The sequence below is a fragment of the Accumulibacter sp. genome, assembly GCF_036625275.1.
Classification (GTDB): domain Bacteria; phylum Pseudomonadota; class Gammaproteobacteria; order Burkholderiales; family Rhodocyclaceae; genus Accumulibacter.
In genome coordinates this window covers 1-13,116 of the sequence record NZ_JAZKUD010000011.1, presented here as the reverse complement: position 1 = coordinate 13,116, position 13,116 = coordinate 1, and the positions used below count along the sequence as shown (strand labels likewise).

Sequence of the window (13,116 nt, the reverse complement as noted above, 5' to 3'; positions counted from 1 at the left end):
TTTCAGCGATGATAGCCACCGTCGAGGCGCAACACACTGCCGTTGATCATGACATTCTTGAGCACATGCAGAACCAGCATCGCGAACTCGGCGGGATCGCCGAAGCGGTGCGGGAACGGGATCTGCCTGGCCAACCGCGAGTCGAGGTTCTTCTCCATATCGAACAGGGTCTGCGTGCCGAACAGGCCGGGCGCGATGCCGACGACACGGATCCCGAGGGGACCGAGTTCGCGCGAGGCCGGCAGGATCATGCTGACGACGCCGCCTTTCGAGGCGGCATACGCCGCTTCGCCGCTCTGTCCTTCGTAGGCCGAGACCGATGCCGTGGACAGGATGACGCCACGCTCGCCGTTGGCCAGTGGCTGCAAACCCGCCATGTCGGCGGCGGCGAGCCGCATCATGTTGAAGGTCGAAATCAGGTTGACTTCGACGAGCTGGCGAAAATCCTCCAGTGGCATCGGACCACTGGCCCCGACGATTGGCTTGCAGTGGCCACGGCCGACGCAGTGCACCAGCACGCGCGCTGCGCCATGCGCCTCACGTGCCATGGCGATCGCCTGCTCGGCGGACAGTGCATCGGCGACGTCACAGGGAATGGCGAGCGCGCCAATCTCGTCGGCAACCCTCTGAACACCCTCGGCGTCGATGTCGATCACCGCCACCTTGGCACCCGCTTCAGAGAGATAGCGCGCCGTCTCGGCGCCCAGGCCCGATGCTGCCCCGGTCACGACCGCCGGACATGCCCATAAATCCATACCACGCTCCCGAGTTCTGCCGGCCTGTCGGCCCGGCGCCAGTACTCATTATCGGGCGTCGCGCGTCGGCACGCAAACAGCCCGTCGTACGAGTGAGCGGCGGCTTCACCAGGACGGTCATCGCCGACCAGCGGGTCGCCGTCGCGGCAAAGACAATCTGTCATCAATCCGTCACAAATCTGTCACACAATCCCTGCGTCGTTTCGATCAACCCTCATCATGGAGACTTCCCATGCCGCGCGATCTGTCCGCTTCACTTGCCACGTCGTTTTTTTCCGCAGGCGCTTTTGCTGCTGCCCTGGCGGTCAGTCCGCTGGCCATGGGTGCCGGACCCGTGGTCAGGATCGACGGTTCGAGCACGGTCTATCCGATCACCGAGGCGGTGGCCCAGGATTTCCAGCGGGCCAAGCTGCACGAAGTGCACGTCAACATCGGCGTCTCCGGAACCAGTGCCGGTTTTGCGAAGTTCTGCCGCGGCGAGACCGACCTCTCGAACGCCTCGCGACCGATCCTGAAAAAGGAAATGGACGACTGCACCAAAGCCGGCGTCCGCTTCTACGAAATGCCGATGGCCTACGATGCGCTGACCGTCGTGGTCAATCCACAGAATGCCTTCGTCAATAGACTGAGCGTCGCCGATCTGAGAAAGCTCTGGGAACCGGGGGCACAGGGCCGGATCAACACCTGGAAGGACCTCAATCCGGCATGGCCGGCCCAGAAGATCAATCTCTATGCGCCGGGTGCCGATTCGGGATCTTTCGAATCCTTCACCGAAGTCGTCGTTGGCACCGTCAAGTCCAGCCGCAGCGATGTCCATACTGCCGAAGACCACGCCGTGCTGGCGCAGCGGATTGCCGACGACAAGGACGCTCTGGGCTATCTGAGCCTCGACTACTATGTCGAAAACGCGAAGAAGCTGAAGGCTGTGGCCATCGGAGACGGCAAGGAAGCCGTTCTGCCGACGGTTGCCAACATTCGCAACGGCAGCTATCAGCCGCTATCGCGTCCGTTGTTCCTCTACGTCAATGAAAAGTCGCTCGAAAAACCGGCGGTCAAGGATTTCGTTGATTTCTGCATGAAGAACGCCGAGCGGCTGGTGGTCGAAGCGAACTACCTGCCGCTGCCGGCACGGGCGTACAGCGAGAACCTCGAACGGATCAATGCCAGGAAAGTCGGCAGCGTTTATGGCGGCGAGAACAAGGCCCGGCCGCGGCCGGTTGACATGCGCAAGTTGCTCGATGCCTTGATGCACGGTTCCTGACCATTGCCCCGGACAAAGACTTTCAAATACCCCGGAGCCCCCCTCCGGGACCCCCACCCGCAGCGAGATACCTGCCCCTTGGGCACAGAGGACCGCTGTTGAACCCTGAACCTGTTGCTTCCTGTCACGGAGATTTGAATGTCAGCATCAGCCAATCCTCCCGGCGATGACCCGATTGCCGCCGCAACACATGCACTCAAACTGAAAAGGCTGGCCGGAAAAACCGGCGAGAAACCGGATCGGAAAAAAGGGAAGAAAGCCGCCAGAACGGTTCGCTGCCAGGTACGCCTGACGAACAGCGAATTCCTTAAACTCTCCAAGCTGAAGAAGCAACTGGCGCGCAAGGGCCTCTCCGCCAGCAAGGAAGAACTCGTTCGCGCCGGTCTGCTGCTGCTCGTCCATCTCGACCGCAGCGAGCTGAAGACAGCGATTCGCGACGTCATCGCTCCGGAACCTGGCACCGAGGCAGGCGAATAGCGGCCAATTCTCCAGGCCATCAACGAGATCATCGATTGCTGTCGACCAGGGACGGCGCATGGCCCGACATGCGCTACAGGCGCCTGAGCGACGAGACTCCTGTCAAGGCCTCGCTCGGCAAGCGGTCTGCAAATTCCAGGCGCAAACGTTGAACCAACGGTCATGACTTCTCCAGGCACCCCCAATCATGAAAGTCATGACCGCTTCCCTCCCTTGCAGGGCGCATTCCGGCTGGCACGCCGGAATCGCTCGATGGGCGCAGAGCAGGCTCTGCGATTTCCCCATCTCGCCCCCCGACTCCTTCCACGGCCCGCGCTGCATCGCGGGCCGGCTACGGCGGCGCGGAGCAGTGCTCCGCGAAACCCCGCCTTCGCCCCCGCAAGGGGGAAGGGAGATTCGTGAGTCGCTGGCGCGACTTTCACATTAACCCCGGACGCTGCCACGAACTTCCGTGCTACCCCCAGAAGCCAGGCAGCACCAACCCTAGACCCCGTTTGGCGAATGCTCGACGAGAAGCCATGGCGAGCGGCTGCACCAGAACGATCATCGATCGAGTTCTGAATCACCAGGCCGACGTGGATGCTCACGAAGGCCTTCGCCGGGTCGCCGCTGGCCAGATGCCAGATTTCCGGAGCCTGCAGGGTTTTGGCCTCGCCGAGGCATTCGTGATCTCGCGGTAAGGCGGCAGGCGGCGTCGTTGAGGTCGCCGAGGGCCAGGCAGGTGGTCATTCAAACGCAGCCATCTTTCAATTTTCGGGATCGGCTGCGTTTATCATCCACACTTCACCATCCTTCACCATTCGTATCTGTTGCCTGCCGCATCGATCACCCGCCACTTACGCCCAATGGACAACCTGTTCGCCAACCTGCCACCTCCAGACTCGCCCACCGAGCAGTTCTTGCAACTATTGGTCCAGCCCGGTCTGACGATTGAACGCATCGTCTCGACCGGCCAGTCCAGCCCGCCGGGTTTCTGGTACGACCAGCCAGAGGGGGAATGGGTACTGTTGGTGCAGGGCGAAGCCGGCCTGCGTTTCGCCGACGAGACACAAGCCCGCCAGCTCAAGGCCGGGGATTATCTGCACATTGCGCCGCATCGGCGGCACCGCGTGGACTGGACCAGCCCTGATCAGACCAGCGTCTGGCTGGCCGTTCATTACCACCCGGCGCCGCTGCCGGAATGAATGGCATGAATGGCCAGCCTGCCCGTGGGCCCAAGAACCCATGGCTGCGGCTCAACATCCGGGCGGCCAGCAGGTGATTGGCCGTGCAGGAATGGGCCAGGCCGTTTATGCTATCGACGCACGGATGCCGACTCATGTCGTCTGCGCCTTTTCCCGCCTGCCAACAAGGTGCACAATGCACAATTCGATCCTTGCAACGGCCGAACCCTTCCCTGAAGGGGATCAGTCGCCGACAAGGCTTTCACATTAACCCTGCGGCCCTGCCAATACCATGGACCCTGATCTGATCGATGCCAATCTGGTTTTCGCCAAGACTCCAGCCGGCGAAGAAGCGATGCTGCAACGAACGCGGGTCGTCCAGCGAAACGTCCGGATGGTGCTCATTCTCGTTGATGGCAACGCCACCGTCGCCGAGTTATGCGACAAAACCGGCAATGCCCCGATTACCCAGAATGCACTGCTCGAACTGGAACATGGCGGCCTCATCGAGCGCAGAATCGAAAAGAACTCGGTCTGGCGGCATACCAAGGACTCACCCACAGGCATCGTGGCAACGGCCATCCGGACGGTTTCCGAATTCTCTACCTTTGGCGACAAGGCTGCGCCGCCGGTCGAGGAACCCGCATCCGATGACCAGCAAGGCCGGAGCATTCCTTTTCCGGAAAGTCGGGGGGGTCATCCCTCGCGCGCTCCCGGCTCGCTCACGCCGCAGCCTGCACTGAGCGGCGGCCCGCTGTCCGGCGCGGCCCTGCAGCTGCAGCAGGAAGCCACAGCCGCCAGGCCGGCGGCAACCGCCGAAGCCGTGCCGGCGGAACCCTCGCTTTTTGATCGTCTGAAGGCGATCGCCCGACCTGCCACTGAGGGCGACGAGCCAGCGCTCAAACCGATCCGGCGTGGCCGCCGGCGTTGGTCGCTGACCTGGTCGCTGGGCCTGCTGCTGGGGGGACTGTCGCTCTGCGCCGTACTCTTTCTTCTGGCCCTGTTCTTTCCTTACGCCAACTACCTGCCGGAGGTGGAAGCCGGCCTGGCGCAAAGCATCGGGCAGCCTGCCAGGATCGATCGCATGCGGGTCAGTGTCTACCCCCGGCCCGGCTTGCTGCTGGTCAATGTCCGCCTCGGTGAGGGAAGCGACGGGCTCGAGATCGCCGAGGTCCGCCTGCAGCCCGAACTCCAGACGCTGCGGGCAGACAAGATTCTCTTCAGGGAGGCCGAACTGAGCGACCTCAGGCTGTCCGTCGCGACGATCAGCAATCTGTCGCGGATGCTGGCCTCCGTCGCCAGCCCGTCAGCCCGGGCCGGCGTTCAGCAGTTGACGATCAGCAATGCGGCATTCTCGTTCTCCGAACTGGCCATTGACGAAATGGATGGCCACTGCCAACTCTCGGCCGATCACCGCCTGGAATCGATCTCGCTGCGCTCGCGAGACCGCGGCCTGCAGTTGAAGCTCAGCCCGAGTGAGCGCGGGCTCGCGGTTCAGATCGATGCGATCGCCTGGCGGGTAGCGCAGGGTTCGCCGTATCTTTTTGATTCCTTGAACGTGAAGGGCGTCATCGAAGGCAGCGATTGGGTCATCGACAGCTTCGAATCGCGAATTTTCGACGGCGTGGTGCGCGCGGCGATGATCCTGCGCGATGGACAGCAAGCGGCAATCGCCGGTGAACTGTCGTTCGAGCGGATCAATGCCCGGAAACTCGGCGAAGCCCTGGGCATCGGCGGTCAATTCCAGGGTGAGGCGCATGGCAAGCTGAAATTCTCGGCCAACTCGGCCAGTTGGCCAGGCCTGCCCGCCGCTCTTCAGGCCAGCGGAAACTTCACGATGCGTCGTGGCAGGCTGGGTGGCATCGATCTTCCCGAGGCAGTACGCCGATCATTGACCACACCGGCAACGCTGGGCGGCTGGACCCGCTTCGAGGAATTGTCCGGCGCCATCACGGTAACGCCAGACGCTTTCCTCTTTTCACGCCTGGCACTGAATGCCGGCCTGATGCAGTCCTCTGGACAGATCGAACTGACCCGCAAGCTGCAGTTGCGCGGCAGGATGGAGGTCCAGATGCGCGGCCAGGCCGATCACAGCAGCCGGTCGATCCTGATCAGCGGCCCCCTCAAGTCGCCGCTGACGCAAACGGCCAACCGCTGATCAGGGGATCATCCATTACAGGACCGCCGCGATGGCGTCAGCCACATAGTCGATATTGTGCGTATTCAGCGCCGCCAGGCAGATTCGGCCACTGCTCACGGCGTAAATGCCGAACTCCTCGCGCATGCGGTCGACCTGCTCGACGCTCAGTCCGGTATAGGAGAACATCCCTCGCTGCCGGATGACAAAGGAGTAGTCCTGGCCAACTCCCCGGCCCTGCAGCCGGTCGACCAGGCTGAGGCGCATGGCGCGGATTCGCCCGCGCATGTCTGCCAGTTCTTCTTCCCACATCCGGCGCAGTTCCGGACTGGACAACACCGCAGCGACGATGGCCCCGCCATGTGTCGGCGGGCTGGAGTAGTTGGTGCGGACGATACGCTTGATCTGTGACAGCACGCGCGCCGTTTCATCCCGGTTGGCGGTGATCACCGACAGGGCACCGACACGCTCTCCGTACAGCGAGAACGATTTCGAAAACGAACTCGCCACCAGGAACTGCAAGCCGGACTCGACAAACAGCCGGAGCGCCAGGGCATCCTCTCCAAGGCCGTCGGCAAAGCCCTGATAGGCGATGTCCACGAAGGCCAGGAGGCCGCGGGCGCCGATCACGTCGATGACCTGGCGCCACTGTGCCTCGTCGAGATCAGCGCCGGTTGGATTATGGCAACAGGCATGCAGAACGACGATTGAACCCGCCGGCAAGGCATTCAGTCCAGCCTGCATGGCGGCGAAATCGACGCCATGCGTCGCCGGATCGTAGTAAGGATAAGTCGCCACCGTGAAGCCTGCATTCTCGAACAGTGCGCGGTGGTTTTCCCAGCTCGGATCGCTGAGATACACCGTGGCCTCGGGCAGCAGACGCCGCAGATAGTCAGCGCCGACCTTGAGCGCGCCGGTGCCGCCCAGCGCCTCGATGGTGAGTACGCGCCCCTCCGCGAGAAGCGCCGAATCGGCACCGAAAAGCAGCTTCTGTACGTTCTGATTGTAAGCGGCCAGGCCGTCGATCGGCTGGTAGCCACGCGACGGCATGGCCTCCAGACGAGCTTTCTCGGCCAGTTTGACGGCAGCGAGCAGGGGCACCTTGCCACTGCCATCGAGGTACACGCCAACGCCGAGGTTGACCTTGGTCGAGCGTCCATCGGCGTTGAATGATTCGGTGAGGCCGAGAATGGGGTCGCGTGGAGCCATTTCCACAGCGGCGAATATCGAAGCGGTCATGCAGTTTTCCTCAGTTGCTCGGTTGGTCAAGATAGGTTCGTTGTGCCTTGACGAAAACGGCGGTGCATGGTTCCTTCACCCACCGAAGACACCACCCGATCCGCGAGACAGAACGTTGAACGGCCGTTCCCGACGCCGATCCGTCGCGAAACAACGTAGAATTCTAGCATGCCGAACCCAGCGCACTCTCCTGAGAAGCCGCCCTTCGTCACCTTCGAGGGCAGCCCGTTTCGTCTCTACCAACCCTTCCTGCCGGCCGGCGACCAACCGGCCGCCATTGATCGGCTGGTCGAGGGATTGCAGGACGGGCTCTCGTTCCAGACCCTGCTCGGCGTCACCGGCTCGGGCAAGACCTACACCATGGCCAATGTCATCGCGCGAACGGGTCGTCCAGCGCTCGTCCTGGCGCCCAACAAAACGCTCGCGGCACAGCTCTACGCCGAATTCCGCGAATTTTTTCCTGATAACGCGGTCGAGTATTTTGTTTCCTATTACGACTACTACCAGCCGGAGGCTTATGTGCCGGCACGCGACCTGTTCATCGAAAAAGATTCGTCGGTCAACGAGCACATCGAGCAGATGCGCCTGTCCGCGACCAAGAGCCTGCTCGAACGCCGGGATTGCGTGATCGTTGCCACCGTTTCGTGCATTTATGGCCTTGGCGACCGCGACGAGTACCACAAGATGATCCTGATCATGCGCGTCGGCGACCGCATCGGCCAGCGCGAGGTGATCAAGCGCCTTGCCGACATGCAGTACGAGCGCAATGAGACCGACTTTCACCGCGGCACCTTTCGCGTTCGTGGCGACACCATCGACGTCTTCCCCGCCGAACACGCCGAACAGGCGATCCGGATCTCGCTGTTCGACGACGAAATCGAAGGCCTGCAGATCTTCGATCCCCTGACCGGCCATCTGCAGGCCCGGCTGCTGCGCTTCACGATTTTCCCGTCGTCGCACTACGTCACGCCGCGCGAGACCGTGTTGCGGGCAATCGAGGCGATCAAGGGCGAACTCGTTGAACAGATCGCTTACTTCAACGCCGAGAACCGTCTGGTCGAGGCGCAGCGCATCGAACAGCGTACCCGTTTCGACCTCGAAATGCTCGATCAGGTCGGTTTCTGCAAGGGCATCGAGAACTATTCCCGGCATCTCTCGGGACGCCAGGTCGGCGAACCTCCGCCGACCCTGATCGACTATCTGGCAACCGATGCGCTGATGTTCATCGACGAGTCGCATGTCTCGGTTTCTCAGGTCGGTGGCATGTACAAGGGCGACCGCTCGCGCAAGGAGAACCTCGTCAATTACGGATTTCGTCTGCCGTCGGCGCTCGACAACCGGCCGCTGAAGTTCGCCGAGTTCGAAGCCCTGATGCGGCAGACCATTTTCGTTTCGGCCACCCCTGCCGACTACGAGACGACACACCAGGGGCAGGTCGTCGAGCTGCTCGTCCGCCCGACCGGTCTGGTCGATCCGACACTCATCGTTCGTCCTGCCTCGACTCAGGTCGACGACCTGCTGTCGGAGATCCGGCTGCGCACCGCACTGGCGGAACGGGTGCTGGTCACCACGCTGACCAAGCGCATGGCCGAGGACCTGACCGATTACCTCAACGAACACGAAGTGCGGGTGCGCTATCTGCATTCGGACATCGATACCGTCGAGCGCGCCGAGATCATTCGCGATCTGCGTCTGGGCAAGTTCGACGTTCTGGTCGGCATCAACCTGCTGCGTGAAGGACTGGACATTCCCGAAGTCTCGCTGGTGGCCATCCTCGACGCCGACAAGGAAGGTTTCTTGCGCTCCGAACGCTCGCTGATCCAGACCATCGGTCGCGCCGCCCGCCATCTGCACGGTACCGCGATCCTCTACGCCGACAGGGTCACCGACTCGATGCAGCGTGCAATCGCCGAAACCGAACGACGGCGGCTCAAACAGCTTGCTTTCAACGAAGCCAACGGCATCATACCCAAGGGGATCAGTAAACGTATCATCGACATCATCGACGGAGTCTACGATACCGAGAATGCGCAACGCGACCTCAAGGTCGCACAGCAACAGGCCGACTACCAGGCCATGAGCGAAAAGCAACTGGCGCGCGAACTGCGACGCCTGGAGAAGGAAATGCACGAGTACGCCAGAAACCTCGAATTCGAGAAAGCCGCCGCCGCGCGCGACGAATTGTTCCGCATCCGCAAACAGGTATTCGGGATCAGCGGCGCCGAGGAAAATCTTCAGCCCTTGTGAACTGATTGAACTGATTGATTCTGTATAAACTATTTCGATAGTCGAGGTTTCCATCTTCGTCTCCGGAGTGCGCAGTGAAAACAGCACGATTCCTCCAGGAACAACCCATTTTCGGCGGCGTCGGCGATCAGGCGATGCAGTCGATCATGCTGCTGATGCGGGAACTCCATTTCGCGGCTGCCGAGGTGATCGTTCAGGAGGGAGAAGATGGTGACTCCCTCTTCGTGATCTGCAGCGGCTCGGTCGAAGTGCTGAAAGCCTCTCCTGTCGCGAACGGCACGTTTGGCAAGCGCATCGCCATTCTCCAGGTCGGTGACGTTTTTGGCGAAATGGAGTTGATCGACACGCAGCGTCGTTCGGCAACGATCCGGGCACTCGAACCGGTGTCGGTATTGGCCTTGTCCAACGCCGATCTGTTCCAGATCTACGAGTCTGACCCGCAGACCTTTACGCTACTTGCCCTCAACCTGGCCCGGGAACTGAGCCGTCGCCTGCGCAACATCGACGATCTGGCGGTGCACTACATGGCCACGAACAGCCGCACGGACCCTTCGTGAACACCCAGGCTTTCGATCATGCGATGGCGGCAATCCGCGACGCAGGTGGTCGAGGGCATGGGCTACGTTTTACCGAAGCCCTGATGCCGCGCCTGGCGACGGCGATCACTGAGCATTGCGACAGGCATGGGGCCACCCCGGAGGCGGCTAACGGTCATGACTTTTTCAGGCACCCTTGATCATGAAAGTCATGACCGTTTCCCCTCTCCCCCGAGTGGAGAGAGGAGATTCGTGAGTCGCTGACGCGACTTTCACATTAACCTTTCAAGCGACTGAAGCGCGTCAGGTTCTGCATCATTTCTGTGATTGCGGGACTGATTTTCTGCTTGACCTGTACCCGATCGGCAATCTCGCGATCATTGCCGTCGGTGACTTCGTCGCGCTTGGCACCGCCGGTGGCATTGATCGGGAATGCGACCTTGTAATCCTCGCCCAAATACGCCAGGCGGTTCCAGTCACCGGCAACCGCGTAGGCGCGGTGGTAGGCGGGATCGAGCAGGTTCATGCCCTGCGAATAGTCGGACGATTTGTTGCGCACGCCGAGCAGTGGCATCAGGGTGGCCGGAATGTCAAGGTGGCTGGTGATGCCCTTGACCACGCGCGGCTGGTTGCCGGGTATCCAGATCACCGCCGGCGTGCTGGTCTGGTAACGGTTGAATTCGGCGCTATGGCCCCAGCGGCTGATCTCCATGAATTCTTCGCCGTGGTCGCCGAGCACGATGATCACGGTGTTGTCCAGCAGATTCTTCTGCTTCAGGTGTTCGATGACCCGTCCCACCTGCTGATCGACATGGCGCGCGGCGTTCAGGTAACGGTTCTTGATCAGATTGATGTCGCCCTTGAAATCCGTCGTCAGGTAGTTCAGGTCTTCGAGGTAGGGCTGGGCAATCACCGTATCCGGCGGAAAGACATAGGGCGCGTGCGTCGACTCGAAGAAGTGGTAAGCCATGAACGGGCGAGCCGGATCGCGCTTGTCGATGAATGCCAGCAGGTCCCGGATGTTGTCTCGATCGCGCTGCCAGGCGACCTGGTCGACGGAAGCCATATGCATGTCGTTCGGGTTCATGTTGACGAATACCGTCTTGTCGAAGGCGGGGAAGGTGAAACGCTGGCTAGTGTGCAGGGTGAACTGGTAACCGCGCTGCTGCATGACATCCATCAGCACCGGTGCGCGACGCGCGTCCAGCATCGGGAACCAGTAGTTGGCGTAGAGCCCGTAGAACATCGAGAAGACGCCCATCTGGGTCAGGTTGCCGCCGCTGTAGTGTTTTTCCAGGCGCAGCGCCTGCTGTGAAAAGTCCCAAAGCTGCGGCATGATCTTCGGATCGAGCATGTCGAAACGCAGCGACTCGGCAACCAGCCAGACGATGTTCGGCGGCTGCACGGATTTGTCGACATCCAGCGGCACCAGGGGATAGTTGAGAACGCTCTTCTTCACCTGGATTCCGTCCGAAGCCTTGTCGGCTTCCTTGATCCCCAGCCTGGCTATCGTGGCGCGCGACGTCAGGGGCAAGTACATCGGATAACGTTCGCTGGCGAACAGGATGGGCTGGTAATTGACCGCGGCGCTGTAGGCGTAGGCAACACGCTCGCCCATGCTCGCCAGCAGGATGATCAGGGCCAGCCAGCGCCAGCGCAGAATGCGCGGCAGGGGGCGTGCGGTCGCGGGGCTGCGCGCCACCAGCCAGTAATAGGCAAGTCCCTGCAAGGCCAGCAGCGCGGTGATGATCAGGGCCGCCGTGAGCTGGGTGCTGGTCGTCGCACCCAGGGAGTCAATGCCTCCGGGCGTGAGGACGAGATCCACCACGAAGCCGTTGATATGAAAGCCATACATGTCGTGGATCAGGCGATCGGCGAACAGCAGCACATGGATCAGTCCGGTCAGGGCGATGAGCGTTGTCGCCAGCAGCAGGTTCCCGTAACGGAAACTTTTTGCGCGACGCAATAGCCAGTAAGCCAGGTAGCCGACTCCAATGGCGGGCAGGAGATAGAACATCGAGTATGTCGCCGTCGTCGCCAGGGTCCACAGAGCGGTGCCCGGATCAGCGTATTGCTCACGGGTGGTGAAACGGGTGACGTGGGCGATGACGCTCAGCCATGTGAACAAATAAAATCGGCTGATACTGGCAAGCGAAGGCAATCCGGGCATCGGCGAAACTCCCAAAAGTGCCATTTTAGACCAGCAAGCTTAACCGCCGCTTAACCGGTTGTTGACCAGCAATTCTCATTTTGGCTGAATATAGTGGTCCCCGGAATTCAGACAGTAGCTTAAGCTGTGCGCCAAGGTAGGAAGCCAGGAACGATGAGTGAAACGAAGACGCGGAAGGTACATACACCGGAGTTCAAGGCGAAGGTGGGTCTGGAGGCCGTGCGAGGGGTGAAGACGATCAACGAGATTGGCCAGGAGTATGGCGTCCATCCGGTTCAGGTTGGGCAGTGGAAGAAGGCTATCCAGGAACAGGCGAAGACGCTGTTTGAAGGGAAGCGAGGTCCCAAGCCGCTGGCCGCCCACCGGGAGCCGGAGCGGCTGTACAGCGAGATCGGCAAGTTGAAGAGGGAATTGGACTGGCTCAAAAAAAGTCCGGGATCAGCCCGTCATGATCCGGCCAGGGTGGATCGACCCAGGGGAGGCGGCCGCCATGGTGCAGCAGTGCGTCCTGGCCGGGGTCTGCCGGTCGACGATCGATGCGCAGCAAAAACCGGCGGTGGTCGATGCCAGCGATCTCCTGTCTTGACTTCGGGGACCACTTTAGCCTACTTTCTAACCAAAATCGATCTTGTAAGCGGTCAGCAAAAAGTCATCCGACAAACCGAGCCAAATTCGTCCAGGATTTTACCGACATCTTCGTGAAGCTTCTCGGCGGTCCGGGCTTTGAAAGGCAACCAGTCGTACTTAATTCTACATTAACAGATTGGAATGGCATTTTTCGGTGCTGGCGGCTGCCTTCGGTAGGCGCTGTCGCGGGCGCTTTGTCGCCGTGCATGACGCTCGGCGATGATTCGCACGAGGTCTTCGCGACCGTGAATCTTCACCGGGAGCTGCGCCACGAGCCTGTCGACGACATCGGCACAGGACAGTAACTCGGCGTAGGGTGAGTGTTGCCGCCGCTCCTTGACGAGAAAGAGGAGTGCGACGCAGACGAGCGCCATGGGGTGGTACCAAGCCCGCCACTTGCGTACCTGGTAGTCGGCCATCCCGCAGCCACCTTTCGCATTCTCGAAGGCGCGCTCGATGAAATGGCGCTGTGCCTGCATGCGTGCCAGCTCGCGAAGTGGCGTG

General features: G+C 61.2%; 9 protein-coding genes and 2 pseudogenes. 7 read left to right on the top strand and 4 right to left on the bottom strand.

Annotation, left to right across the window (positions count from 1 at the left end; all coding sequences use genetic code 11):
- Positions 1–2 precede the first annotated feature (2 nt).
- Positions 3–755: an SDR family oxidoreductase gene (locus V5B39_RS06710; protein ID WP_332342148.1), complete on the bottom strand. Its 753-nt coding sequence runs from the start codon at positions 753–755 to the stop codon at positions 3–5.
- A gap of 232 nt (positions 756–987) precedes the next feature.
- Between V5B39_RS06710 and V5B39_RS06705 the strand changes: the two genes are divergently transcribed.
- The 4 genes from V5B39_RS06705 (at position 988) to V5B39_RS06690 (ending at position 5,814) form a co-directional block, all read left to right on the top strand.
- A complete protein-coding gene (locus V5B39_RS06705) occupies positions 988–2,016 on the top strand; it encodes a PstS family phosphate ABC transporter substrate-binding protein (RefSeq protein WP_332342147.1) in 1,029 nt (342 codons plus the stop codon).
- A gap of 138 nt (positions 2,017–2,154) precedes the next feature.
- Positions 2,155–2,493, top strand: a complete 339-nt coding sequence (locus V5B39_RS06700) for a hypothetical protein (RefSeq protein WP_332342146.1) — start codon at positions 2,155–2,157, stop codon at positions 2,491–2,493.
- Between the two features lie 845 nt (positions 2,494–3,338).
- Positions 3,339–3,677, top strand: coding sequence for a cupin domain-containing protein (locus tag V5B39_RS06695; protein ID WP_332342145.1), 339 nt, complete (start codon positions 3,339–3,341; stop codon positions 3,675–3,677).
- A 271-nt stretch (positions 3,678–3,948) separates the two neighbouring features.
- Complete coding sequence (locus V5B39_RS06690; RefSeq protein WP_332342144.1) at positions 3,949–5,814, top strand: AsmA-like C-terminal region-containing protein; 1,866 nt, start codon at positions 3,949–3,951, stop codon at positions 5,812–5,814.
- A 15-nt stretch (positions 5,815–5,829) separates the two neighbouring features.
- On the opposite strand, the gene V5B39_RS06685 is transcribed toward V5B39_RS06690, so the two are convergent.
- A complete protein-coding gene (locus V5B39_RS06685; protein ID WP_332342143.1) occupies positions 5,830–7,032 on the bottom strand; it encodes an amino acid aminotransferase in 1,203 nt (400 codons plus the stop codon).
- A gap of 168 nt (positions 7,033–7,200) precedes the next feature.
- On the opposite strand from V5B39_RS06685, the gene uvrB reads away from it, so the two are divergent.
- Positions 7,201–9,279, top strand: coding sequence for an excinuclease ABC subunit UvrB (uvrB, locus tag V5B39_RS06680; RefSeq protein ID WP_332342142.1), 2,079 nt, complete (start codon positions 7,201–7,203; stop codon positions 9,277–9,279).
- A gap of 74 nt (positions 9,280–9,353) precedes the next feature.
- Entirely contained in the window at positions 9,354–9,836 is a 483-nt protein-coding gene (locus V5B39_RS06675; protein WP_332342141.1) for a cyclic nucleotide-binding domain-containing protein, read from the top strand.
- Positions 9,837–10,092: 256 nt separating this feature from the next.
- Here the strand turns inward: V5B39_RS06675 and V5B39_RS06670 are convergent, their stop codons facing one another.
- Positions 10,093–11,985: a sulfatase-like hydrolase/transferase gene (locus V5B39_RS06670; protein ID WP_434735660.1), complete on the bottom strand. Its 1,893-nt coding sequence runs from the start codon at positions 11,983–11,985 to the stop codon at positions 10,093–10,095.
- A gap of 153 nt (positions 11,986–12,138) precedes the next feature.
- Between V5B39_RS06670 and V5B39_RS06665 the strand changes: the two are divergent.
- Positions 12,139–12,559 (top strand): annotated as a pseudogene (locus tag V5B39_RS06665) (transposase); the annotation flags it as partial.
- A gap of 181 nt (positions 12,560–12,740) precedes the next feature.
- Here the strand turns inward: V5B39_RS06665 and V5B39_RS06660 are convergent.
- Positions 12,741–13,116, bottom strand: a pseudogene (locus V5B39_RS06660) (IS701 family transposase); the annotation flags it as partial.